Here is a 23,016-nt window from a genome sequence, read left to right on the forward strand (position 1 = left end):
TCAAATTCACCTTAAGTATAGAGTGAATATAATTGCTGATACTTTGCCGACATAAAATATTTTTACCGGAAGCAATCTGCTGCCGAATGCGGTACGTATTCTAACCTTGCATTCCTTCTCGTCCCTCAAGCCCAATGCCTGCGGGATGTGTATAATAAGCTCAATAGTCGCAACTATGCGTCGGGAAAGATAGCCAGTCAGGGCTATCCGATGCAGGAGATAGAGAAATAATGACTCAACTAAGCAAAGAAGCCGTAATTGTTCGTTCTGCACTGGAAGCAAAGGGACTGGAAACACCTATGCAGCATTCATCCCTGTCTGCCCATGACAAGAAACAGCAGATTGAACAGCATATGACTTCAATTATGACCCTGCTTGGTCTTGATCTGGCTGATGACAGCCTTGCTGAAACGCCGCATCGTATCGCCAAAATGTATGTCGATGAGATATTTTCTGGTCTGGATTACAGTTCGTTTCCTAAAATCACGCTGATTGAAAACAAAATGGGCACAGATGAAATGATCAAGGTTCAGGATATTGGTGTCACCAGTACCTGCGAACATCATTTTGTGACTATCGATGGCAAAGCAACTGTCGCCTATATTCCGAAAGATAAGATTATCGGTTTATCCAAAATTAACCGGATCGTGAATTTCTTTGCCAAACGTCCGCAGGTTCAGGAACGTCTGACCCAACAGATCCTGGTCGCCTTACAAGTGTTGCTGGGTACCGACAACGTAGCCATCACCATGACCGCTGTTCATTACTGTGTGAAATCCCGCGGTGTGATGGATGCCTCCAGCCAGACTACAACCACCGCTCTGGGTGGCGTATTCAAAAGCAGCGCCGCAACAAGACACGAATTTCTCAGCCGCGCCTGATATCCGGTTCTAAAAATAAAGACCACCGCATTGCTGAGGTGGTCTTTTTCATTAGCCGTTTTCCCATTAACCCAGCGTCAGTTGCTGCTGTAACTCGTGGATCTGATCGCGCAGGGTTGCCGCCTGTTCAAATTCCAGATTGCGGGCATGTTCGAACATCTGGTTTTCCAACCGCTTGATCTCTTTTGCCAATTCATTCGGATGCAGCCGCTGATAATGTGCGCCGGATTCCGCCACTTTTCTGGCTGCTTTCCCTGAGGTTTTACTGCTGCTCACACCACCGAGCTGCATGACATCCACCACTTTCTTGTTTAACCCTTTCGGTGTAATGCCATGTTCTAGGTTGAATGCCTGTTGTACGGCACGGCGGCGATTGGTTTCATCGATCGCGGTTTTCATGGAATCGGTAATCCGATCTCCATACAGGATGGCCCTACCATTCAGATTTCGGGCCGCACGACCAATCGTCTGGATCAATGAGCGGGTAGAACGCAGGAAACCTTCTTTATCTGCATCCAGAATCGCGACCAGTGACACCTCCGGCATATCCAGCCCTTCACGCAGCAGGTTGATACCCACCAGGACATCAAACTCGCCCAGACGCAGATCCCGGATGATCTCCATCCGTTCAACGGTATCAATATCGGAATGCAGATAACGTACTTTGACATCATGCTCATGCAGGTATTCCGTCAGATCTTCCGACATGCGTTTGGTTAATGTGGTCACCAGCACCCGTTCATTAATCTGTACTCTCTTTCGTATTTCAGAAAGCAAATCATCCACCTGAGTGGTGACCGGACGAACTTCCACTTCCGGATCCAGCAGTCCGGTCGGACGGACGACCTGTTCAACCACATCGCCACCCGATTGGTTCAGTTCATAGGCTGCAGGCGTTGCCGACACAAACACGGTCTGCGGCATCAGCGCTTCAAATTCATCAAACTTCAGCGGCCGGTTATCCAGCGCGGATGGCAGACGGAAGCCATACTCCACCAGCGTCTCTTTACGGGAGCGATCCCCCTTATACATGGCGCCGATTTGCGGAACCGTCACATGCGATTCGTCGATAATCAACAGGCCATCCGCAGGCAGATAATCAAACAGCGTGGGTGGCGGTTCACCGGCAGCCCGCCCGGACAGGTAACGGGAATAGTTTTCGATACCGGAGCAATAACCCAGCTCCTGCATCATCTCGATATCAAACAGTGTCCGCTGCGTCAGCCGTTGCTCTTCCAGCAGTTTATTCGCCGACAGCAACTGCTCCCGCCGTTCCGCCAGCTCCACTTTAATATTGTCGATTGCCTGCAGGATGGTATCGCGCGGCGTGACATAGTGGCTTTTCGGGAACACGGTAAACCGGGGAATGACCTTTTCTACCGCACCGGTCAGCGGATCAAACAGACTAAGCCGTTCGACCTCTTCATCGAATAATTCAACTCTGACGGCCATCTTGTCCGATTCAGCCGGGAAGATATCGATCACATCGCCTTTTACCCGGAATGTCGCACGCTGGAACACAGCGTCATTGCGGGTATATTGCAGCTCGGCCAGTCGCCGCAAAATATCGCGTTGGTTGATGATATCGCCCTGCCGCAGGTGCAGCATCATGCTGAGATAAGACTGCGGATCGCCCAGACCATAGATCGCGGAAACGGATGCCACGATGACCACATCGCGCCGCTCCAGGAGCGCTTTCGTCGCCGATAACCGCATCTGTTCGATGTGATCGTTGATGGATGCATCTTTTTCTATAAAGGTATCGGTGGTCGGGACATACGCTTCCGGCTGGTAGTAGTCGTAGTAAGAAACGAAATACTCGACCGCATTCTCCGGGAAAAACTCCCGCATCTCGCCATACAGCTGTGCCGCCAGCGTCTTGTTCGGCGCCAGGATCATGGTCGGCCGGTTGAGTTTGGCAATGACATTCGCCATGGTGAACGTTTTGCCGGAACCGGTCACCCCCAATAATGTTTGGTGGGCAAGGCCAGCATCAATACCACTCAGCAATTGCGCAATGGCTTTGGGCTGATCGCCCCCAGGCTGGAATTGGCTGGCTAACTTAAAGGTTTTGCTCATACGACTATCGCACCAAAAATGATGGGCATATAGTATATGTTAGCTACCAGTTTGGTACTATTCCGCATTCAGCAATCCCGATGAATTGGTTATTTCAGCCGGGACACCGAAAATAGATTACTTTTCATCCAAACAGTGATCTGTGATCTATTTATGGCTTGACCCACCTGCCGCCCATGCGTAGTATTGTCCGCCCATTCCCTCGTAGTTCAGTCGGTAGAACGGCGGACTGTTAATCCGTATGTCACTGGTTCGAGTCCAGTCGAGGGAGCCATCTTTCCTGGCAGATCCTGCCACATTCCCCTACTTATCCACGGTTTTTTCGTCATGTGCGCCAAAATAATGCACATTTCGGAATGCTGTATTTTTGCTCAAACTTTATTCACCCCCTTCTTTCTCCTGGTCTGCACAAAAAAATAATTCATTGATTTTATTGTGTTTTAATTTTGCAATAATTTTACGATTGTTTTTTGAACGCCTTATGCCACGCGGCTTAGCACAGCATATAACAAAATAACACACAGGGTTATCCACAGATTCTGTGGGTAAACGACGCGAGCCCTTGCCATTACTGGCATTAGCCCGCTGTTGATAACAATGCGCCTGTTTGAAACTGCTCATCAATTCGGCAAACGAATCAGAAGCATCACTTTTTGCTGTTTCCTCGGTTGACAGTCACCATACCAATCAGTAACATGCGCCCCGTCTTGAAGAGAACGATTCCCTCGTAGTTCAGTCGGTAGAACGGCGGACTGTTAATCCGTATGTCACTGGTTCGAGTCCAGTCGAGGGAGCCACATCAAGACAAGCGATTCCTCCTTAGTTCAGTCGGTAGAACGGCGGACTGTTAATCCGTATGTCGCTGGTTCAAGTCCAGCAGGAGGAGCCACTTTTCCCTCGTAGTTCAGTCGGTAGAACGGCGGACTGTTAATCCGTATGTCACTGGTTCGAGTCCAGTCGAGGGAGCCATCTTCTTTTCTTCTCTGTTTTAACTTCTTATTTTTCCCTGATTCAAAAATCTCTTTTTTATCTGTTCAATTCGCCAGCTCGCATGCTATTTCCCCTAACCGCTTTAAACCCTGAATATATTTTTCCGACATCTCAAAACAGCAGGTCAGCCGTAAACAATTCTGATAACGCTGGCTGGTGGAATAGAGCAAACCGGGAATGCAGACGATATGCTCTGCCAGTGCCCTACGGGCCAGTTCCAGGCTGTTGATGTTGTCCGGTAGTTCCAGCCAGAGAATAAAGCCACCGGTTGGCTGGCTGGCGCGGGTACCGGCAGGAAAATATTGCGCAATGAGACTGCGGATATGGTTGATCTGCATGGAATACAGGCGCCGTAAATTGCGCAGATGACGCTCATAGCCACCATTTTCGAGAAATTGTGCTATCGCTTCAGAGAGCAGACTTGATTCCGCCACACTGGTCAGAAACTTCAGTTTGCGGATGGATTCATGAAACCGGCCCGGCGCGATCCAGCCAATACGAAAATCGGGCGCCAGTGTTTTGGTATAACTGGCGCTGGTCATCACCCAGCCGCCTTCATCGTAGGCTTTGAGCAGCGGCTCCGGCGGATTCACAAATTGTAGATCGGCGTGCTGCGCATCTTCTATCACCGGCACCTGATATTGATTGGCCATTTTTGCGAGACGCGCCTTGTTTTCGCGACTCATGGTAAAACCTAGCGGATTATGCACCGTCGGGATGGTGATGATCGCGGCGATCGGCGTCTGTTGCAGCGTCGCCTCCAGTTCATCCAGATCCATCCCTGTCAGCGGATGGGTGGTAATTTCAAGCCAGTTCACCCCCAGCGCTTCCAATAATGGATACAGATTAAAATAGGTAGGCGTTTCCACGATGACGGTGGCACCGGGTTTGGTCACGGCCCGGATAGCCAGATTCAGCGCATCAAGCACGCCATGCGTCAGGATCAAATCATCGGCACTGACGGAGACCCCCAGCTGGATCAGCCGCTGTGCTATTTGCTGCCGCAGGGTCAGTGAACCTGGCGGCAGTGCATATTTCGCCACCAGATCGCTTTGCTTGCGCAAAATTCCCGCTGTCAATCGAGATAGTCGTTCGGTTGGATAAAACGCTTTTCCTTTTGGACAGGCCAGACCAAAATCCACATAGTCCGGTTGATCCTGATGTGACAGGATCGCTTCAATAAACGCATTCAGGGTATCCGCCTGCCGTTCATCCGCCCGTGATGGCTTCAGTGGCTGTGTCGGCTCCGGTAATTGGGTGCGGACAAAATAGCCGGATTTTGGCCGGGCCTCGATCAGTCCCTTATCTTCCAGCAAACGGTAAGCTGCGGTTACGGTGTTAATGCTCAGTTTGCGTTGCCGGGCACAGTCGCGGACCGATAGCAACTTGCTGCCCGGGGCGATGATCCCCTGTTGAATGGCAGTTGCGATTTTATCGGCCAGTTGCAGGTAAAGCAGTGCGGTTTCTGTCATGGCGTCGGCGAATAGAGAGTGATGGTGACAGTATAAATCTGTACCCATCAAAAATCATAATATCTGCATCTGTTACCATCCGTTCGACATTCTTATACTGCCCGCACACCGGTGTTCATCTGTCATTGTTTTGCGGGAGTAGTTGCTCATGTTACTGAGTTTATTTGTGATCCATCTGTGCGCACTGGCGGCACCGGGACCGGATTTCTTTTTTGTTTCCAGAACAGCCCTGTCGGGCCGGCTTCGTCATTTAGTTGAATCGGCCAGTGGGGTCGCTATTGGTATTCTGATCTGGGCAACGCTGACTTTGCTGGGGCTCAACCTGTTGTTTGAGCGATTCCCGTATGCCAAGCTGGTGATCATGACGGCGGGTGCCATTTATCTGCTGAAACTGGCGGTGGATATTTACCGTTCGGCCAGACAGCCGCTGAATGAGCTCTCTGCATCCGGCGAACAATTACAAAATGTACTGCTTAAAGGCGTACTGACGAATCTGGCAAACCCGAAAGCCGTGATTTATTTCACCAGCATTTTTTCATCGATTCCGGGGATCGGAAACAGTTCTTCGCTGATTTCACAGATCCTCGTGCTGATCTTTATTGAATCGCTGCTCTGGTTTTTCCTGGTCGGCAAAATGTTTACTCTGGCTCGCATCCGGCAATATTACAGCGAGCATAAATGCTGGGTGGATTACTTTTCCGCCGCCGTGTTTGCGCTGTTTGCCGGTTTTATCCTGTTCGATGTGGTGCATCTGCTGATGGTGTAACTAACATCTCCTAGGGGAAATGCAAACTGCTTTCCCCCTTTCTGGTCAGATTATGGTTTAAACAAAGCCAGCGTGATTTCGCGGGCTTGTGCATGATCGACGATCGGAGCCGGGTAGCTATTCGACGGATCAAAGATCTTCAGCCAGTCATGCGGCGTATGAATATAGTTTTCCGGCACATGACTTAACTCCGGTAACCAGCGTTTGATAAAGATCCCCTGTTCATCAAATTTCTGTCCCTGCGCTGTCGGATTAAAGATCCGAAAATAAGGCGCGGCATCGGCCCCGGTACTGGCCGCCCACTGCCAGCCGCCATTATTGGCCGCCAGTTCGCCATCAATCAGATGCTGCATGAAGTAGCGTTCACCCCAGCGCCAGTCGATGTGCAGATCTTTCACCAGAAATGACGCCACGATCATCCGCAGACGGTTATGCATCCAGCCGGTCTGATTCAGACAGCGCATGGCGGCATCAACGATCGGATAACCGGTTTTACCTTCGCACCATGCAGTGAACAGCTGTTCATTGTTAGGCCAGCGGATGAGATCGGTCTCCGGCTTGAACCCTTTATGCATGCAAACCCGCGGATAAGCCACCAGCAGGTGCTGATAGAACTCGCGCCAGATCAGCTCATTCAGCCAGGTAAATCCCGGTTCGCTTTTCTCAAAGGGGATCTGTTCCAGCACTTCCTGCATCACAGCCAGACATTGCCGGATGGTGATGACGCCCAACGCCAGATAGGGAGAAAGCCGGCTGGTGCCGTCAATCGCCGGAAAATCGCGTTTCGTCGTGTAATCAATCTGTTTGTCGTAAGCAAATTGCCGTAACTGATTTAGCACCTCGTTTTCATTACCAAACCAGTTTTGGCTGGATACTTTGGGATAATCCACTGTTACCGGCTGCCATGCCAGCGTTTGCCCACGTGCCTGCGGTTGCGGCCAGACCTGATAGCCTTCTGCCATCAGCTTTTTCAGCCAGGCACGACTGAACGGCGTGTACACCTTAAACATGTCGCCACTACCCGTCAGGATGGAACCCGGCGCAAACAGGCAACGGGCATCAAACCAGTGACAGGCGATTTGCCACTGTTCACAGTGCGCTTGCACGGCGGCATCCCGGCTTAGTTCATAGATCCCGATATCCCGGTTGGCATACAGCTGGCTGATACCATGTTGCCGGCAAAAATCACCGAGCGCAGACGGGATTGCCGCGTAATCGGCAACCGTGATGACATGCATCGGAATGCCCCATTCAGCCAGCCTCTGACCGACGGCATTCAGGTGCCTCTCCAGCAGATCGGCTCGGATCGGTGCCAGATCATGCCGTTGCCATTGTTCCGGCGTGACAAAATAGATGGCGCGGACATTTCCTGCCTGCAGACTTGCCGCATATAACGCCGGATGATCAAAGGTACGCAGATCATCGCGGAACCAGACCAGTGATGACATGTTCCGCTCCCCTTATAATCCGTAACGCAGGGCAAGATCTTCCGGATGCGGATTCAGGTAAACCTGAGCTGCCAGATAAGGGTTCGGATATTCCCGCAGATAATGCGAAATCAACGCCATCGGCACCATCAGCGGCACCAGTCCCCGCCGGTATTTGTCGATGGTGTTGTGTAACTCGGCTTTTTGCGCGGCAGAGAGTTGTTTTTTGAAATAGCCCTGCAGATGCTGTAAGACATTGGTGTGGTTTTTACGGCTGACCCGCTGCTGCAACCCTTGCATCAGACCAGAAATATAACGGGCTGATAAATGATCAAGCGATAGATCAGATGCATCGCCAAGCAGTTTGCCCAGTGTTTTATACGCGGCAGGCTGGTGTGCAAACAGCAGATATTTGTAGCGGGAATGAAACGCGATCAGCTTCCCTTTGGTGATGCCTTCTGCTTTCAGCGTAAGCCAGTCATGATAGGCAAATACCCGTGTGACAAAATTTTCCCGCAGTACCGGGTCGCACAACCGGCCATCTTCTTCCACCGGTAGCAGTGGATTTTGTTCCATCAAAATGCGGGCATAGATACCGGTACCCTCTTTTACTGCGCCACTGCCTGCGCCCTGAGAGGAATAAATCTTGACCCGTTCCATGCCGCAGCTGGGCGATTTGGCACACAGGATGTAGCCCGCCAGATGAGCAAAACCAGCTGTTTTCTGCTGCGCAAATTCGGTGAGTTTATCGGTGACATCAAAGCTGCCATCGGTTGCCTCAACATGGATCACGTCATCCCGTTTCACCAGACGGATGGCTTTGCGGGGGACGCCAAGGCCAATCGCCAGCTCCGGGCAAACCGGCATAAACGAGAAGTAACGGCTCAGTTCTTTTTCGACAAACTCGGAACGTTTATGTCCGCCATCAAACCGGACTGGTTGCCCGAGTAAACAGGCACTGATGCCAACCTGTATTGGCTGTGTATTAAATTGAGACATCCTTCATCCCCTGGTTAAGCCGGCAATAACATGGCGTCGGCGTTGATTAACACACTGATTGAGCATGATTTTTAACTATACGTTTTACAGTATAGCCAGGATCAATCCGGAAATTATCCGGCTATGATTGCACCAATTTAAACAAAAAATCGGGCACCAGAAACCTGCAGCACCAAATTGCTACATGAATCCCATTATGGGGCTACCTTTCAGGGCGAAAAGCCGTATAATGCCTCCCTAAAGGCGAAAATCAGCGCCAGACAGCACTCAAAGTCCCATCTGAAAAACCTTTCTTTTTCTCATAGTGTCTTGTTCTTAACAATCCCCGAACGCTTCCTTTTTGTTCTGTTTTTCTCAATGTAAACATTTACAGATTACGGTTTTTACACCTAAACCCCGCCCCTATAGTGGTTTCCAGACTGCTGGCTACATCAACGGAACTGATAGGCACATTTGTGTCTCGGCCGAAAAGTTGGCGCTCTTTTAATTCTTTAGCACGCATCTTGCTGAAGCATCGTTAATCTAACGACGGGAAGAGAACCTTTATGAAACCACAAACGCCATTTGTTCAGTTTCGCAACGTACAGAAAAGCTATGATGGCGAAACGCTCATCGTCAAAAATCTTAATCTGAACATCCGTCGCGGCGAATTTCTGACTTTACTGGGGCCAAGCGGCTCAGGAAAAACCACCAGCCTGATGATGCTGGCTGGCTTTGAAACAGCCACCAGCGGTGAAATTACCCTGGGTGGGAAATTACTGAACAACCAGCCCCCGCATAAACGCGATATCGGCATGGTGTTCCAGAACTACGCGTTATTTCCGCATATGACCGTGGCCGAAAACGTCGCTTTTCCTCTGTTTGTCCGTCGCTTGGCGAAAGCGGACATTCAGGAAAAAGTGCAGGAAGCCCTGGCCATGATCAAAATGGACAGTTTTGGTCATCGCTATCCGGCACAGCTCTCCGGTGGTCAGCAACAGCGTGTTGCCCTCGCCCGCGCACTGGTGTTTGAACCGAAACTGGTATTGATGGACGAACCGCTGGGCGCACTGGATAAGCAGTTACGTGAACATATGCAGATGGAAATCAAACATCTGCATGAGAAGTTCGGTCTGACCATCGTCTATGTCACTCATGACCAATCCGAAGCGCTGACCATGTCTGATCGGGTCGCTGTATTCCATAAAGGTGAAATCCAGCAGATTGACAGCCCGAAAACGCTGTATGAAGAGCCGAAAAACGCGTTTGTGGCGCAGTTTATCGGTGAAAACAACCGTCTGCAGGGCGTGGTTGAAGGGATGGAGGGTAACCACTGTCTGGTGCGGATGCCTGACGGTTCACAAATCAAGGCACTGAGTGTCAATGTCGCCGGTCGCGGCGAACAGACCACGCTGTCAATTCGTCCTGAGCGGATCCTGCTGGGTGCGGCCAGTCAGCACTGCGACAACATCGTTCAAGGACAGGTCAAAGAATTTATCTACCTGGGCGATCACATCCGCCTCTGCATCAATACCTGCGGCAGTTCTGATTTTATCGTGAAAATGCCGGTCAGCCAGTTCGATCCAACCATCAAACTTGGCGACCAACTCTCTATCGGATGGCAGAAGGATCATGTCCGCGCCCTCGATATGCTGGATTAATGCTCCCTCTGAATAACTAAACAAGGATGATATCGATGAAAGCAACTCGTACTGTATTAGCGCTGTTGACTGCCGGCTCCTGTTTTGCGGCACAAGCGGATGAACTGTCTGTGATTTCTTTCGGTGGTGCCAACAAGGAAGCGCAGGTTAAGGCCTATTATGAGCCTTTTACCAAAGCGACCGGCACAAAAGTCGTTGCCGGTGAATACAACGGTGAAATGGCCAAACTGAAAGCCATGGTGGAAACCAAAAGCGTCTCCTGGGATGTGGTGGAAGTCGAATCTTCCGAGGTTGCCCGCGGCTGTGATGAGGGTTTCTTCGAAAAACTCGATTACAAAGTGATTGGGGCAAAAAGTGATTTCATTCCCGGTGCAGCAACCAAATGTGGTGTAGGGATGTTCGTCTACTCTACCGTCATCGCTTACGATTCCAGCAAGCTGAAAACTGCTCCAACCTCATGGGCAGACTTCTGGAATGTCGAGAAATTCCCGGGCAAACGCGGTCTGCGTAAAACCGCAAAATATGCACTGGAAGCCGCGCTGTTGGCGGATGGCGTTGCCCAGAAAGACATCTATACCGTACTGGCAACCCCGGCCGGCGTGGATCGTGCATTCAAAAAACTGGATGAGCTGAAGCCGAATATCCAGTGGTGGGAAGCCGGTGCACAGGCACCACAATATCTGATTTCCGGTGATGTGGTGATGACCTCCGCGTTTAACGGCCGTATCTCTAACGCGCAGAAAGAAGGTAATAAAAACCTGAGCATCGCCTGGAATGGCGGCCTGTATGAAGTCGAATACTGGGTTGTACCGAAAGGCACACCGAGAAAGGATCTGGCAATGAAGTTCATCGCTTCTACGGTAAAACCGGAAAGCCAGATTGAATACGCCAAACAGATCCCTTACGGCCCGACCACCAAAGGGGCTGCAGGCAAAATCGAACCCGCTTTGGCCTCTACGCTGCCATCTTCTCCGGAAAACCTGAGCATGGCTGTCGCGGTCGATCCAACCTTCTGGCTAGACCACGGTGAAGAGCTGGAGCGTCGTTTCAACGCCTGGGCTGCCAAGTAATGACTGTTCCGCGCCGGGTCAGTGACGCGGAGCGGACATTAATGCTGATTTTCACGGAATGAACCAGGCCTGAGAGCCGTCTGTCAGGAATATAACTATGCTGTCATCAACCATTACGGACACACTCCCCCAGCCTGTGGATACCGAATCCCTGAAGGCAAAATTACATCGGGCAGAACGCATTAACCGTCTGAAATCCTTCGGACTGATCCTTCCCTTAATCATCTTTCTCATCGTGGTATTTTTAGTACCGCTGGTGGTGATGCTGAAAAAAAGCGTCGATAACCCGGAAGTAGCCACGCTCTTACCTGCCACAGTCACTGCTATGGCTGACTGGGACGGCAAGGATCTGCCGCCGGAAAACGTCTATCAGGCATTGGCTGCCGATATCGAAACCGCGAATAACAACGATGTACTGGGTAATCTGGGGAAACGGTTGAACAACGAGATATCCGGTTACCGCAGTCTGCTGAATAACACCGCGGACAGCTTACCGTTTGATCCGGCACCTGAATCTTACAAGCAGGCGTTTACCGACCTGGATGAACGTTGGAGCGATCCCGCCTACTGGCAGGCCATTTACCGTAACAGCTCTTCCTATACGGCCGATTATCTGCTTTCTGCACTGGATCTGAAAAAAGATCAGGCCGGCGCAATCGTCAAAGTCTCTGACGATCAGGCGATTTATCAGAGTGTCTTTGTCCGCACCTTCTGGATGAGTCTGGTTATTACCGCCGTTTGCCTGATACTGGCTTATCCGCTGGCTTATCTGCTGGCAACCTTACCGGCGCGCACTGCCAATCTGCTGATGATTTGCGTTCTGCTGCCATTCTGGACCTCGGTACTGGTCCGCGTTGCCGCCTGGATCGTGCTGCTACAGAACAACGGACTGGTAAATACGTTGCTGGAAAATCTGGGGCTGATTGATTCACCGCTGCAACTGGTCTTCAACCGCTTTGGTGTCTATGTCGCCATGGTGCATATCATGCTGCCGTTCATGATCCTGCCGCTCTATAGCGTGATGAAGAACATTCCGTCCAGCTACCAGCGCGCCGCGATCTCTTTAGGTTGCCCGCCGATGATCAGTTTCTGGCTGGTCTATCTGCCACAAACCTATGCCGGCATCGGTGCGGGTTGTCTGCTGGTATTCATTCTGTCGATTGGTTACTACATCACTCCGGCCCTGCTGGGTAGCCCGAATGACCAGATGGTGAGTTATTTCGTGGCCTTCTATACCAACACCACCATCAACTGGGGTATGGCAACAGCACTGGGTGGTCTGTTACTGCTGGCGACACTGATTCTGTATGTAATTTACACCTGGCTGGTTGGCGCTAACCGCTTACGTCTGGGCTAACGGACAAGGATGACATTATGTTAAGACCTTATGCTTCTAACTTTGAACGAATCTGGTACTGGTCACATCGTAGTATCTGCGGACTGGTATTGCTGTTCCTGATGTTGCCGGTGCTGGTGATGATCCCGCTGTCATTCAATGGCGGGGCGTTTCTGGTCTATCCGCTGCAGGGCTGGTCACTGCGCTGGTATGAAACCTTCTTCACCTCGCCGGAATGGATGCGATCTCTGGCCAACAGTATGATCGTCTCACCGGCCGCCACCCTGGTGGCGATGATTTTCGGGACGCTGGCTTCCATCGGCCTGACCCGGGCAGAATTTAAAGGCAAAGCACTGTTGACCAGTATTCTGATCTCACCGATGGTGGTGCCTGTGGTGATTGTCGGGGTATCGTCTTACCTGTTCTTTGCACCGCTGGGTCTGTCTAACAGCTACTTCTCACTGATCATGGTACATGCGGTATTAGGCATTCCGTTCGTGATCATCACTGTGACAGCAACGCTGCAGGGCTATAACAAAAACCTGAGCCGTGCCGCCGCCAGCCTGGGTGCTGATCCTATGCTGACGTTCTTCAAAGTGACCTTGCCGTTGATCGGACCCGGCATGATTTCCGGCGCTCTGTTCGCCTTTGCGACCAGCTTTGATGAAGTGGTGGTAACACTCTATCTGGCAGGTCCGGATCAGGCGACACTACCCCGGGTGATGTTCAGTGGTATCCGCGAAAATATCAGCCCGGCCATTGCCGCCGCTGCGACGGTACTGATCCTGATCTCTGTGGCCATGCTACTGACGCTGGAATGGTTACGGGGTCGTTCGGAGAAAATGCGCACCACCGCGCATTAAGATAGGAAAAGAAAGATAGGAAAAGATTCAATCTGCAAGTTCCACCTGTTGCGCCGCCTAGCGGCGCTTTTTTTTATCCGGTATCAGCGGACAATCTGGTTCTGCAGCAATCGCATAAAGAAATCGCGAGGTTTGTTCAGACGGCCAAACTGATGCGTAATAGCGGCGATCCCCAGTTTATAGCACCGCTCCAGCGGTAAAAGTTTACGTAACTTCCCCTCGTCGACACTGCGGGCGGCATAGTGTTCCGGCAAAAAGCCGACATACGCGCCAGACAGAATCATCGTCGCCCGTGTTTCGTAATAATACGCCGTCGCCGACTTCTGCAGCCCGACCATCTGTATTGCCACATCCGGGTTACTCTGAATGCCAGCCTGCACCGAACGGGCATTCACCAATCCCTGCCGGATGGCATCCTCGTCCGTTTCATTGAACAGCGGATGACGGTCACTGCAATAGAGATAGCAGGTTTCTTCGTATAACGAATGGTAAATCAGACCATCCAGTTTGCGGTGATACGGGATAAATCCGACATCGGCTTCACCGTTGAGGATCATCCGCTCGATATCGCTCATCGGCGCAGTTTCAAACTGCAGGAAGACATCCGGAGCCTGATGGCAGAATTCTCCCAGCACCTGCGGAAAACAGCAGCGTTCATCCAGACTGATGGTATCACTGGCCACCAGTTTCAGTTCACCGGAAAGCTGCACATGCAAGGCATTAACCGTGGAACGAAAATCTTCCAGCTGAGAAAACAGACGGCGTACCGATTCATAGATAATTGCGCCTTCTTCGGTTAGCGAGAAACCGGAACGGCCCCGGCTGCACAACTTCAGCTTGAGCCGGTGTTCCAGATTCGCCATATGTACACTGATCGTCGAACGGCTGATATTCAGTACCGTTTCTGCGGCTGAAAAACCGCCGCACTCCACCACAGTCTTGAACACCTTCAGCAGACGAATTTCATAGTCGCCCACCTGCCCTAACTCAATCAGTGAAACCTGCACCATTGTTTAGTCTTCCTCAATGTAAGCGTTAATTGTTAGTCATTTATACAACGGTATAACCCGTTAGTATGAACCCATCAGCCCGAGATATCAGGGCATTCACTGTCACCGGAGATCCAGTATGTGCTATCCATCTATTGATCCGTTGCTGGCACCCTTCTGCCAATGGCAGGCCTCGCAATGGATGACGCCAAAAGTTGGCGCTACTTTCTCTGTTACCAATCCGGCGACGGGCGCGGTGATCGCTACGCTGCAGAATCAGACTGCCGGCGACGCCTTAACTGCCATTGATCGTGCCAGTGCCGCACTGCCAGCCTGGCAGGCACTCCCGGCCAGACAACGTGCATTACTACTGCGCCGCTGGTTTGACCTGATCATGGAAAATCAGGATGCGCTGGCGCTGCTGATGACGCTGGAACAAGGCAAACCATTGGCGGAAGCCAAAGGTGAAGTGGCTTACGGCGCAGCCTATATCGAATGGTTTGCCGAAGAAACCAAGCGCGTCTATGGTGACATCATTCCGGCAGCCAGTGGCGATCGTCGTCTCCTGACCATTAAACAGGGTATCGGCGTGGTTGCAGCCATCACGCCATGGAACTTCCCGAATGCCATGATCACCCGCAAAGTGGCGCCCGCCCTTGGTGCGGGTTGCACAATCGTGGTGAAACCCTCTGACGAAACGCCGCTCTCTGCACTGGCATTGGTCACGCTGGCGCATCAGGCCGGTATTCCAGAGGATGTCTTCCAGGTAGTGACCAGCCGCAAAGCCGTCGAAATTGGTCAAGTTTTCTGCGGTGACAGCCGGGTCCGCAAACTGACCTTTACCGGATCAACACCGGTAGGCAAGCAATTGATGAGCCAATGCGCGGCAACCGTGAAAAAACTGGGGCTGGAACTGGGCGGCAATGCCCCGTTCATCGTGTTTGACGATGCTGATATCGATGCCGCGATTACCGGCTTGATGGTGTCCAAATTCCGCAATGCCGGTCAAACCTGCATCTGTGCCAACCGCATTCTGGTGCAGGATGGCATCTACGATCGGTTCGCGGAAAAACTAGTGACAGCCGTGAAAAAACTCAAAATCGGTCTGGGCACGGAACCTGGCACTACCATTGGCCCGCTGATCAATCAGGCGGCCATGCACAAGGTGCAGCATCTGGTGTCGGATGCCGTTACCCGTGGGGCAAAACTACTGACCGGTGGCTCAGTGTATCCAACCGGCGATAACTTCTATCAGCCAACGGTACTGAAAGAAGTCACCAGTGACATGAAGATTTTCCACTCTGAAATTTTTGGCCCTGTTGCGCCACTCTATCGCTTCTCCACCGAAGCGGAAGCCGTCGTAATGGCCAACGACACCCCGTTCGGGCTGGCCGCTTACTTCTACAGTCAGGATATCAGCCGGATCTGGCGGGTATCTGAAGCACTGGAATACGGCATGGTCGGCATCAATGAAGGCGGCATCTCCAGCGAAGTCGCACCGTTTGGTGGTGTCAAGGAATCCGGTCTGGGACGCGAAGGTTCCAAATACGGCATCGAAGAATTTACCGAAATTAAATACCTCTGTATGGGCGGTCTGAAATAAGTCTGAACGGAATTTGACTGCATATTTGAAGGAGTCACAAATGAATAACGCTGAACTGCAACAACGTAAACAAGCTGCTTTTGCCCGTGGTGAAGGCAATGCCTACGGGATCTATGTCGCCAAGGCGAAAAACGCAGAACTGTGGGATGTAGAAGGTAAACGCTATATCGATTTTGGTGCCGGGATTGCCGTCGTCAATACCGGTCACAGTCATCCGAAAGTCGTTGCAGCCGTCAAAGCTCAGCTGGATAACTTCAGCCATACCTGCATGACTATCACCCCTTACGAATCGGCCGTGAAACTGGCAGAAAAACTGGTTAAAGCGGTGCCGGGCAACACACCGAAAAAAGCGATGTTTGTCACTACCGGTGCGGAAGCTGTCGAAAATGCCGTCAAAATCGCCCGCTCCTATACAGGTCGCAGCGGCGTGATTGCCTTCAATGGCGGTTTCCATGGCCGAACTCTGCTGACCGTTGGTCTGACTGGTAAAGTACAGCCCTACAAAGCCGGATTCGGCCCGTTCCCAGCAGAACTGTATCATGTGCCTTACCCGAATGCGCTGCTCGACATTACCGAAGATGACAGCTTCGAAGCCCTGAACCAGTTGTTCAAATGCGATATCGATCCAAATCGCGTTGCGGCAATTATTGTTGAATGTGTGCAGGGCGAAGGCGGATTCCATCCCGCACCTGCTTCCTTCCTGAAAAAACTGCGTGAACTGTGCGATCAGAAAGGCATCATGCTGATCTGTGATGAAATCCAGACTGGCTTTGCCCGCACTGGCCGCATGTTTGCGCACGAATATGCCGGTATCGAAGCCGATCTGGTCACCATGGCCAAAGGGCTGGGCGGCGGCTTCCCGATTTCTGCTGTGGTTGGTAAAGCCGAGATCATGGATGCACCACAACCGGGTGGTCTGGGTGGCACGTATGCCGGTTCACCGCTGGGCACCACCGCAGGTCTGGCTGTGTTTGATGTCATCGAAGAAGAAAAACTGTGTGACCGCGCACTGGCCATCGGCGAACGCATGGTTAACCATCTGCGTGATATCAAGGATGACCTCCCGGCTATCGTCGGTGATATTCGTAATCTGGGTGCGATGATTGCGCTGGAGCTGGTCAAAGACGGCGATATTCAGAAACCAAATCCTGAACTGACTAAAGCGATTTGTGCCAAAGCGGCAGAGAAAGGACTGATCCTGCTGTCCTGTGGTACCCGTGGTAACGTGATCCGCTTCCTGCCACCACTGACCACCGAAATGGAAATCATTGATGAAGGCATGACGCTGCTGAAAAGTATTATTAGAGAACTGGTTTAAACGCTCTCCTCCCGTATCAAAAAGGGCGACCAAGTTGGTCGCCCTTTTTCACTCAGAAAAACAAAAATTAAAATTTCTTCGTTGCCATCTGGAAAGTCTTGAAGCCGCCGGACAAGTTGCGCGCTTTGAAGCCGTTGTTAGCCAATATGCAATAGGCAACATGACCGCGTAAGCCGACCTGACAGGTGATCAGAATTTCCTTGTCTTTCGGTAATTCCGCCAGACGATTACGTAGCTGATCGACCGGGATGTTTACCGCTCCCGGAATCGCGCCGATATTGGCTAACTCCGGAGGATTACGCACATCCAGCAGGAACTGATCTGCCGTTATATTCAGTACATCGTCGGTATGACAAACGCGCTCATCCCCTTTGATGATATTGGTCGCTACCATACCGGCCTGGTTGATCACATCACGGGCGGAACCAAATGGCGGAGCATAGGTCAGTTCCAGATGTTCCAGATCCTGTACCTTCAGACCGGCACGCATGGCCACAGCCAGCACATCGATACGTTTATCCACGCCCTCTTTACCAAACGCCTGACCACCTAAGATCTGACCGGTTGCCGGATCAAAGATCAGCTTAAAGCTGACTGGAAACGCCCCCGGGTAGTAACCGGCGTGATTGCCCGGATGTACATAAACCTTTTCATAAGCGCGGCCCAGACGTTTCAGGCTCTTTTCGCTATGGCCGGTACTGGCAATGGCAAAATCAAACACTTTGCAGATCGCGGTACCTTGTGTGCGCTGATATTTTTCCTCACGGCCCAGCATATTATCTGCCGCAATGCGGCCCTGGCGGTTAGCCGGACCCGCCAGCGGAATCAATGCCGGCTGTTCAGTCACAAAATCCAGTGTCTCTACCGCATCACCCACAGCATAAATATCCGGATCACTGGTACGCATGCCTTCATCCACCTTGATGCCGCCGCGCGCTCCCAGTTCCAGACCGGCAGCAGAAGCCAGCATGGTTTCCGGTTTAACACCGATGGCCAGCACAACCAGCCCGGTGACCAGTTTTTCACCATTGCTCAGCGTTAATTCCAGATGATTAAGTTGATCTGGTTGAATCGTAAAATCACCGGTTGCATCCGGTTCGGCTGGTGTTACCGGAATTTCGGTGATAGCGGAGAGTCCTGTATTCAGACGCAAATCGGTTTTATTCTGTACCAGCACCTGATGCACGAAATTGGCCATCTCAGGGTCAACAGGGGCCATCACCTGCTCGGAAAGTTCCAGCAAAGTCACTTCAATGCCCTGCTGATGTAACGCTTCTACCATTTCCAGACCAATAAACCCGCCACCAACCACGGTGGCATGTTTAGGTTTGTTGAGCAGCATAGCCGCCAGAATACGATCCATGTCCGGAATATTACGCAGACTGAATACGTTTTCGCAGTTGATCCCCGGCAGCGGTGGACGCACCGGCGCCGCACCCGGGCTCAGTAATAATTTATCGTAAGATTCCTGATACGTTTCACCTGACAGCTGGTTCTTTACGGTGATCACTTTCTTCTGACGATCAATGGCAACCACTTCAGAAAAAACACGAACTTCTACATTAAAACGGGATTTAAAACTTTGCGGAGTCTGCAGCAGCAAGGCTTCACGCTGAGTGATATCGCCACTGATATGATAAGGCAAACCACAGTTCGCAAAGGAGATGAATTCACCGCGCTCCAGCATCAGAATTTCGGCATCTTCTGATAAACGGCGTGCCCGGGCAGCAGCAGACGCGCCGCCCGCAACACCACCAATAATTATAATTTTCGTCATTTCGCTTCCCCTGATGATTAATGTCATTAATTTAGATTTATCTAATTTAGATGACAAGTATATTTTTCACGGGTCTGTTTCCGGCACTGGCCCGGCTCAGAACTCAAACTTATAAAAAATATCGACCGCCTGACTAAGGCCGCTTACTGCCTGCAAGTACAACTGAGGTAACAGAAAATAACGCAGTTTTACTTCACTGACTGCGTCATACACCCCAACACCGTACTGCAACTGCAGATCTTTCAGCAGATAAGCCGAGAGATTGACCTTGGTATCTGTCCCGCTGCCCGTGGTATCAAACGCAGCGTCCTTCAGACCAAATGTCGAAGCGACATCGGATACAATCCCGTTGGTCTGTCCCAGTCCGGCACTGATCATCATGGCTGCCATCGCCTCTTCGGTCGAACCGTTCGTCGTCGCTGTCGAGCTTCGTCCACGCAGCAGATAGGACAATTTATCGGTATCTGGCAGGTCCGGTTCGGAGAACACCTGAGCACTGATCGCACTGATTGGCGCATTGATTTTCACCCCGACGGTCACACTGCTGTCTTCCATCGTGGCCGGATCCCGGATAGCTTCAGCCATGACATAAGGCTCGGTAATATCGCCACTGAACATCAGCTTGCCGCTACGAACCACCAGATTCTGGCCATAAGCTTTAAAGCGGCCATCCACGAGTCTGATTTCACCCTGCGTCAGTAAAGCTTGTCCCGGTTTCTGGCGGAAACGAAGTCCGCCGGCCAAGGCGGTCTTCAAGCCCATGGCACTGAACCGGACATCTGTCCCCAGTTTTAATCTCAGATCCATAAAGAACGGAAATGGCGCCGTGGTCTGCTGTTGCTGCAATGGCCGGACAATATGCACATCGTCTGATACTTCAATGCCATTCTCCGGCAGGCTCTTGATGTCAATCCGGGCCCATGGCACCAGGACATCGCCTTCCAGCGAAACCTTTTCCGCATCAAACTGCAATTGCAGGTCGGAGTCGATCTGGCCGTTGCCATAACCGGCAAAGGCCACTTCAACGGCCCGCCCCTGCAATGAGAGCTGGCCAGAAGGATGACCGCCTGGCCAGCGGGAACGGCCGGTGAGCGTGACCTTCCCTTTACCCGCCAGCATATCGGCGTTCAGTTCCGCCTTATCACCTTCAATGATCAACTTGCCATTGATTTGCCGCAGGCTAACCATTTCGGTGGCCGTATCAACCTCACCATCCTTCAGATTTACCTGTCCATAAAACAAAGGCACATCCAGCGTTCCCGCCAGACGACCATTAATATCAACCTGTCCTTTTGTGCTGTGCAGAGCATCGACCAATGGCGCGATACCATACAATTGCAGGTTGCTGACATTAACCGTTCCGCTTAATACCCGACGTTTGAGCGGATCCCTGACTTCTGCATTCAAATTGATATTACCCAGCATAGCTGAATCCAGCACAAACTGGCCTGTCGCCCTCACAGGGGTCACTTCAAGTTTTAACTGCATATCACGGTAAGGTGTATGGATCTGTTCCGTTATCAGCTCACCATACTGACTGCGCAATGACACATGCAGATCAGGACTGCCTTTCCGCCAGCCGAAAACACCGTTGGCCTGTAATGCGCTGCTCCATTTCAGCGTATCGGGTAGCCAGGGTTTAAGACGCTGAGTATCAAAATTGGTGACAGAGAAAGGAACTGAACCCTGAGAAGCAGCCAATGAAGCGTTTTCAAAACAAAGTTTCGCCGGTTCAGAACGCCAGCAATGCGATTTAAAAGTCAGCGTACTGGCTTTCCATTGCAGTACAGCCGGCGCTTGCAATTGCCACGCTCCGGCCAGCCCACCAATTTGACTGTCCAGCAGACGTCCCTGCCAGATGCCGTTCTGCCAGCTACCCGCCAGTGTCAGATTACTGTTGAGCTGTTTTCCATCATTTTTCAGCAATAACTGATGCTGCTGCGCACTCCCCCGAAGTGAAAGCGCCACATTCTGCAGACGGGTTCCGTTGATATTCCAGCGTTCGATATTTAACTGTAACTGACCTGGCAGGGCTTTATTCAGTGTGGCCTGTCCCGTCAGCTCAAGTTTACGCACCAGCTGGCCCGACATGATTATCCGGGGGGCAGCCACCCGCAGCGCCAGTACAGGCGCTTTTGCCGGACCGTTCAGACGAAAATCACCGTCGATGCTGCCATCCCACTGCGGATTGATCAGCGAAAGTTTGGGGAGCCGCAATTTACCAGCCAGTGACCACTCTTTATCCAGATTACCGTTCACAGCCAGCGAATTCGGACCGTTCTTGATCTCTATTTGCTGAAAATGCCAGTTCCCCTGCTCATCCCCCTGGATAGCCCCTTGTGTCGTTAGCGGAAAACCATTCCAGTCGCCTTTCAGATTTATCGCCGATAAATCCCCTTGCCAGCGTTCGTCCAGCCAATGGATCTCTTGCTTCAGACTGCCGGAAACTGCAGCCTTTGCCTCTGGCAGCCAGCGTTTAACCTCCGGCAATTCCAGCTCGGTCTGCCCTTGCCAGTGGAGACCTTTTTGCCAGTTCAGCTGACCTGCGACCAGTAACTTGTTTACGCCATCACCCAGTTGTAAACGTTGCAGATCGAGTCTGTCCGAGGAGCCATTTAAAGCAAGCTGCAACCAGGTTGAAGGCAAATCAAGCCACTTTCCTTCTGTTTCCAGTGCCAGCTTGTAGTTTTGCAGAGAACCGCGAAGATCGAGCTTCCCTTTTCCGACAGTCAGACCTTCCAGCGCCGGCGGTAAAGGCAAGGTCAGCCAATCCCCCATCAGAACAAAGGGTAAGCCATTCGTTAAAGGCTGCAGTTCCCCCTGCAGTTTCACCTTTTCTTTGCCTTCCAGCAGCGCCGTAAATTTTAATTTTTGCAGATCACCTTTGGCGGAAAGAGTTGCGTTTCTGGATACATCAGGAGATACAACCGGAATCGCCGATTGTGCATTGAGATCTGCATCTATCAGATAATTCTGGATAAATGTCATCTTCCCGGATAGCCCGGCTCGGCGCTTCTCCTGCTGAACCTGCAGTTGCTTAACCGTCAGTTCCGTGCCGTCAAATCTGGCCTGCAACGTGATATCCATCAGCCCGGTATCAAACGCCTGCTGATGATAACGCCCCTGCTTCAGACTTAATCCGGCAAGGCGAATATCAAACGGCACGAAGACCTCGGGTAATTCCGTGTCCGCCGGTTTTTCTTTAGGTGGTGCTATATTTTTTTTATCAGAGATGACGTCTTTGTCCACGGCAGCTGGCTTGAGCCAGACATCGACCGAGTCAGCATGAGACGGTTCAATATCAATCTGATGCCCCTGCCATTCGGCGACGGTTTCCAGATTCCCTACTTTTACCCGTACCACCGGATCATCATAAACAAAGCCAGATAATTTCAGCTGATGCAGCATGATAGAAACAGGGGTCGGAATATAGCGATCCGTTACCGGAAGCACTTCCGGAACGACATCAGCCACATCGGCAGAATCCGGCATATCCCGCCGGCTCACTGTCAATCCGTCCACTTCCAGTAAATCGATTTCAGCCTGACCAGACAGCAACGAAACCAGTTGCCACCGGGTTTGCACATGCTTCAAAGAAACGGTGACAGAATCGCTCTGCCAGCGGGTATCACGCAACTGCCAGCCATCGGCAAGAGAACCGGAAACCCATTCGCCCTGTAATCCGGGCACCCAACGGGTCAGTTGATTCCAGACTAACTGGCTACCCGATGCAGAAAAAAACAGGAAAAAGAAGATGGCCGCCAGAAAGGCCACCAGCAACATAGCAGACACAGCCCAACGCCGGC

The 23,016-nt window shown here is 51.6% G+C and carries 15 protein-coding genes and 4 tRNA genes; 12 read left to right on the forward strand and 7 right to left on the reverse strand.

The window, feature by feature from the left end; all coding sequences use genetic code 11:
* Positions 1-230 precede the first annotated feature (230 nt).
* Complete coding sequence (folE, locus tag HNR75_RS08845; RefSeq protein WP_188026611.1) at positions 231-881, forward strand: GTP cyclohydrolase I FolE; 651 nt, start codon at positions 231-233, stop codon at positions 879-881.
* Between the two features lie 66 nt (positions 882-947).
* On the opposite strand, the gene uvrB is transcribed toward folE, so the two are convergent.
* The gene (gene uvrB, locus HNR75_RS08850; RefSeq protein ID WP_188026612.1) at positions 948-2,960 is read right to left on the reverse strand and encodes an excinuclease ABC subunit UvrB; all 2,013 of its coding nucleotides are present in this window, start codon (positions 2,958-2,960) and stop codon (positions 948-950) included.
* 198 nt (positions 2,961-3,158) lie between these two features.
* On the opposite strand from uvrB, the gene HNR75_RS08855 reads away from it, so the two are divergent.
* The 4 genes from HNR75_RS08855 (at position 3,159) to HNR75_RS08870 (ending at position 3,929) form a co-directional block, all read left to right on the forward strand.
* A tRNA-Asn gene (locus HNR75_RS08855) sits at positions 3,159-3,234 on the forward strand.
* Positions 3,235-3,681: 447 nt separating this feature from the next.
* A tRNA-Asn gene (locus HNR75_RS08860) sits at positions 3,682-3,757 on the forward strand.
* A gap of 16 nt (positions 3,758-3,773) precedes the next feature.
* A tRNA-Asn gene (locus HNR75_RS08865) sits at positions 3,774-3,849 on the forward strand.
* A 4-nt stretch (positions 3,850-3,853) separates the two neighbouring features.
* Positions 3,854-3,929, forward strand: a tRNA-Asn gene (locus HNR75_RS08870).
* A 65-nt stretch (positions 3,930-3,994) separates the two neighbouring features.
* Here the strand turns inward: HNR75_RS08870 and HNR75_RS08875 are convergent.
* Positions 3,995-5,470, reverse strand: a complete 1,476-nt coding sequence (locus HNR75_RS08875) for an aminotransferase-like domain-containing protein (protein ID WP_223157835.1) — start codon at positions 5,468-5,470, stop codon at positions 3,995-3,997.
* 100 nt (positions 5,471-5,570) lie between these two features.
* Between HNR75_RS08875 and HNR75_RS08880 the strand changes: the two genes are divergently transcribed.
* Positions 5,571-6,188, forward strand: coding sequence for a LysE family transporter (locus HNR75_RS08880; RefSeq protein ID WP_188026613.1), 618 nt, complete (start codon positions 5,571-5,573; stop codon positions 6,186-6,188).
* Positions 6,189-6,238: 50 nt separating this feature from the next.
* Here the strand turns inward: HNR75_RS08880 and phrB are convergent, their stop codons facing one another.
* Positions 6,239-7,636: a deoxyribodipyrimidine photo-lyase gene (phrB, locus tag HNR75_RS08885; protein WP_188026614.1), complete on the reverse strand. Its 1,398-nt coding sequence runs from the start codon at positions 7,634-7,636 to the stop codon at positions 6,239-6,241.
* Positions 7,637-7,648: 12 nt separating this feature from the next.
* Complete coding sequence (locus tag HNR75_RS08890; RefSeq protein WP_188026615.1) at positions 7,649-8,614, reverse strand: YbgA family protein; 966 nt, start codon at positions 8,612-8,614, stop codon at positions 7,649-7,651.
* A gap of 545 nt (positions 8,615-9,159) precedes the next feature.
* Between HNR75_RS08890 and HNR75_RS08895 the strand changes: the two genes are divergently transcribed.
* From HNR75_RS08895 to HNR75_RS08910, 4 genes are all read left to right on the forward strand, one after another.
* Positions 9,160-10,254: an ABC transporter ATP-binding protein gene (locus HNR75_RS08895; RefSeq protein WP_188026616.1), complete on the forward strand. Its 1,095-nt coding sequence runs from the start codon at positions 9,160-9,162 to the stop codon at positions 10,252-10,254.
* Positions 10,255-10,289: 35 nt separating this feature from the next.
* Positions 10,290-11,324, forward strand: coding sequence for an ABC transporter substrate-binding protein (locus tag HNR75_RS08900; protein WP_188026617.1), 1,035 nt, complete (start codon positions 10,290-10,292; stop codon positions 11,322-11,324).
* Positions 11,325-11,421: 97 nt separating this feature from the next.
* Complete coding sequence (locus HNR75_RS08905; RefSeq protein WP_188026618.1) at positions 11,422-12,681, forward strand: ABC transporter permease; 1,260 nt, start codon at positions 11,422-11,424, stop codon at positions 12,679-12,681.
* 17 nt (positions 12,682-12,698) lie between these two features.
* Entirely contained in the window at positions 12,699-13,523 is an 825-nt protein-coding gene (locus HNR75_RS08910) for an ABC transporter permease (RefSeq protein ID WP_188026619.1), read from the forward strand.
* A gap of 83 nt (positions 13,524-13,606) precedes the next feature.
* On the opposite strand, the gene HNR75_RS08915 is transcribed toward HNR75_RS08910, so the two are convergent.
* Entirely contained in the window at positions 13,607-14,533 is a 927-nt protein-coding gene (locus HNR75_RS08915; protein WP_188026620.1) for a LysR family transcriptional regulator, read from the reverse strand.
* A gap of 118 nt (positions 14,534-14,651) precedes the next feature.
* Between HNR75_RS08915 and HNR75_RS08920 the strand changes: the two genes are divergently transcribed.
* Together HNR75_RS08920 and gabT are read left to right on the forward strand one after the other, a co-directional pair.
* Positions 14,652-16,115, forward strand: a complete 1,464-nt coding sequence (locus HNR75_RS08920; RefSeq protein WP_188026621.1) for an NAD-dependent succinate-semialdehyde dehydrogenase — start codon at positions 14,652-14,654, stop codon at positions 16,113-16,115.
* A gap of 40 nt (positions 16,116-16,155) precedes the next feature.
* Positions 16,156-17,433 (forward strand): 4-aminobutyrate--2-oxoglutarate transaminase, encoded by a 1,278-nt coding sequence (gene gabT / locus HNR75_RS08925; RefSeq protein ID WP_188026622.1) that lies wholly within the window; start codon positions 16,156-16,158, stop codon positions 17,431-17,433.
* A 67-nt stretch (positions 17,434-17,500) separates the two neighbouring features.
* Here gabT and HNR75_RS08930 read toward each other — a convergent pair whose 3' ends face one another.
* On the reverse strand, positions 17,501-19,210 hold the full coding sequence (locus HNR75_RS08930; RefSeq protein ID WP_188026623.1) for an FAD-dependent oxidoreductase: 1,710 nt from the start codon (positions 19,208-19,210) through the stop codon (positions 17,501-17,503).
* 96 nt (positions 19,211-19,306) lie between these two features.
* The gene (gene tamB / locus HNR75_RS08935) at positions 19,307-23,002 is read right to left on the reverse strand and encodes an autotransporter assembly complex protein TamB (protein ID WP_188026624.1); all 3,696 of its coding nucleotides are present in this window, start codon (positions 23,000-23,002) and stop codon (positions 19,307-19,309) included.
* Positions 23,003-23,016: the final 14 nt, after the last annotated feature.

This window comes from Tolumonas osonensis, assembly GCF_014202415.1.
GTDB classification, from domain to species: domain Bacteria; phylum Pseudomonadota; class Gammaproteobacteria; order Enterobacterales; family Aeromonadaceae; genus Tolumonas; species Tolumonas osonensis.

Excerpts from the sequence above, each read along its gene's own strand:
- HNR75_RS08900 (WP_188026617.1), top strand. The coding sequence starts at position 10,290 with ATGAAAGCAACTCGTACTGTATTAGCGCTGTTGACTGCCGGCTCCTGT.
- HNR75_RS08915 (WP_188026620.1), bottom strand. The coding sequence starts at position 14,533 with ATGGTGCAGGTTTCACTGATTGAGTTAGGGCAGGTGGGCGACTATGAA.
- HNR75_RS08895 (WP_188026616.1), top strand. The coding sequence starts at position 9,160 with ATGAAACCACAAACGCCATTTGTTCAGTTTCGCAACGTACAGAAAAGC.
- gabT (WP_188026622.1), top strand. The coding sequence starts at position 16,156 with ATGAATAACGCTGAACTGCAACAACGTAAACAAGCTGCTTTTGCCCGT.
- HNR75_RS08890 (WP_188026615.1), bottom strand. The coding sequence starts at position 8,614 with ATGTCTCAATTTAATACACAGCCAATACAGGTTGGCATCAGTGCCTGT.
- HNR75_RS08905 (WP_188026618.1), top strand. The coding sequence starts at position 11,422 with ATGCTGTCATCAACCATTACGGACACACTCCCCCAGCCTGTGGATACC.
- uvrB (WP_188026612.1), bottom strand. The coding sequence starts at position 2,960 with ATGAGCAAAACCTTTAAGTTAGCCAGCCAATTCCAGCCTGGGGGCGAT.
- HNR75_RS08875 (WP_223157835.1), bottom strand. The coding sequence starts at position 5,470 with ATGGGTACAGATTTATACTGTCACCATCACTCTCTATTCGCCGACGCC.
- phrB (WP_188026614.1), bottom strand. The coding sequence starts at position 7,636 with ATGTCATCACTGGTCTGGTTCCGCGATGATCTGCGTACCTTTGATCAT.
- HNR75_RS08910 (WP_188026619.1), top strand. The coding sequence starts at position 12,699 with ATGTTAAGACCTTATGCTTCTAACTTTGAACGAATCTGGTACTGGTCA.
- folE (WP_188026611.1), top strand. The coding sequence starts at position 231 with ATGACTCAACTAAGCAAAGAAGCCGTAATTGTTCGTTCTGCACTGGAA.
- HNR75_RS08930 (WP_188026623.1), bottom strand. The coding sequence starts at position 19,210 with ATGACGAAAATTATAATTATTGGTGGTGTTGCGGGCGGCGCGTCTGCT.
- HNR75_RS08880 (WP_188026613.1), top strand. The coding sequence starts at position 5,571 with ATGTTACTGAGTTTATTTGTGATCCATCTGTGCGCACTGGCGGCACCG.
- HNR75_RS08920 (WP_188026621.1), top strand. The coding sequence starts at position 14,652 with ATGTGCTATCCATCTATTGATCCGTTGCTGGCACCCTTCTGCCAATGG.